This window comes from Acinetobacter sp. YH18001 (assembly GCF_013416975.1).
GTDB lineage: Bacteria > Pseudomonadota > Gammaproteobacteria > Pseudomonadales > Moraxellaceae > Acinetobacter > Acinetobacter pseudolwoffii.
On record NZ_VPEU01000115.1, the window covers coordinates 1 to 1,938 of the forward strand.

General features: G+C 41.0%; 2 protein-coding genes and 1 pseudogene. All 3 read right to left on the bottom strand.

The window, feature by feature from the left end:
- Positions 1-427: 427 nt before the first annotated feature.
- Positions 428-700, bottom strand: a complete 273-nt coding sequence (locus FTV48_RS14600; RefSeq protein WP_005093629.1) for a hypothetical protein — start codon at positions 698-700, stop codon at positions 428-430.
- A gap of 151 nt (positions 701-851) precedes the next feature.
- Positions 852-1,598 (bottom strand): annotated as a pseudogene (locus FTV48_RS14605) (S16 family serine protease); the annotation flags it as partial.
- Between the two features lie 53 nt (positions 1,599-1,651).
- Positions 1,652-1,938 (bottom strand): transposase (locus FTV48_RS14610; protein ID WP_139846388.1); only part of this gene is annotated, 287 nt, incomplete at its 5' end.

A 1,938-nucleotide genomic window follows, 5' to 3' on the forward strand; every position in this document is an offset into this window, starting at 1 on the left:
ATGTGATAAAAAACCGCCAGTTAGGTTAATGCCAGTCAGTTAAGGAAATTTAGATTAAAAATAAATCTAAATTTCCTTATTTTTGAATTTTAATTGATCTAATTTTATGTGTTATTGAACATAATTTTAGTTCTGAAATTCTTAACTGATCAGCATTAGCCTGTTAGGTAGTTTTTTACTTTTGAAGAAATAATAAATATCTTTTATTTAACATAAACCCTCATATACAAAATTCGGGTGTCAGCCCCAAATAGAAATGTCCGGTTGCTCCAAAGTAAAAATTTCCGCTTTTAGAATACGCACTTTTGTGAGTGTCGAAGCGGACGGTTTGAATTACAGCAGATTGATGGATTCCTCGCTCCAAGCGCCTAAAATGAGCCAATGTCTGGCTGCCCTGCTTGATCGAGCAATTGAATCGTCAATTTATTCAGTCCTTAAGGATTGTAGAGGGTGGTTCAATGAGCTGGGTACCATTCTTGTGAGCAAATGCCTCATCCATTTTCTGCGCAACAGCACTGGGTTCACCATGTTTCGCAATATATTCAGCCCTTCTTTGCATAAACTCCGCTTCTCTTTGTTGAGCTCGCTGTATTGATTCATCAGGCTGTTGCCGTGGTTGTGTCGTCTTATAATTATAGAAGCCGACACCACAAACCAGGACAATCAAAAAAGCGATTTGTTTTTTAACAACTTTATTCACTTGCTCTCATCTCTATCAAATACCATCGCTTTTCCAGGCAGCAAAATTTCACCCTATTTAAAAAAATGGCTCAGTTATTTTATTCATCAATCTATTGATATTGTTAAATATTTATAAAGAGCCATTTCATCATCTTAAAATACGACTACCTTCAATCCACACCCAAAGCTTTAAATACCGCATCCACAGGATCCGCATAGAAGTTGGTCTGGAAGTTGATAAACAGTTCCACAGGAATCATTGGGATATCTGCCGCACTACTCATTGGCAAAGCAACCTTCTTGGCACCCGCATCAAAAGCCACCTGAAGACACTCAGCAATACTTTCCACCGGTGTCACAGAACCACCCAAGCTCATATCACCCAGTACCACCATCTGACTTTGTACCGATCGTCCTAACAGGCCAGAAGCAAAAGCCACTAAACTTGGCAGAGCAAGATGGCTGAGCGGGCCGGTATTCTGTAATTCCACCACATGTAAGTGGAAGTCATGTTCCAGCACCTTACTGCCACCCGAGATCCGGGATGCATTGGCCTTGAAGTAGTCAAATGCAATTTTGTCCTGCTCCTTGGCACTACTTGAATTCCATAAGCCTGATGTCGCCAGCTTTCCTGAACCTTTGGTGACTTGAAGTTCTAAGCGGTATAACCTCGGCATGCCTTTATTACTGAGCCCGATGGTATATAAGAAACCTGGCTTGGCTGGACCTTCGGGAATCAGTCCACCACCACCCTGCTCTTTTACCGATACAAAATGTTCTTCTAAGGTATCATTATCGATATAGCTGAAATGAACATCATAGAATTCCATGCCACCAATTTTCTTCAGCGGCTCTTTGATACGACGGCGCACCTGCAACGCATATTCCAGACACTGGCGTACATCTTCTTTATTAAACGGCTTTGTTGCACAAAGATTTGAAATGCAAAGCGCCCCTAATTGAGCCAAATTTAAGGCGTAACTTGGGTAAGTGGTCGACCTAATTCCGTAAATCTGTTGAGGACTGCTACACGTGCATGAATTTCATTCACCTGACTAGGAAAGCTTCTTGCCATTAATTTATCGCCTAATAATTTGATGCAATGCATCTTGGTTTCCACCAAACTGCGGCGATGATAGCCTGACCATTTTTTCCATAATGTCCTGCCTAAACGTTTAACTGTTCGAAGTAATTCATTTCGCTCTAGCGAGCTACTCTTTGTATCTTTCCATGGTTTCGCATTTTTTCTAGGTGGAA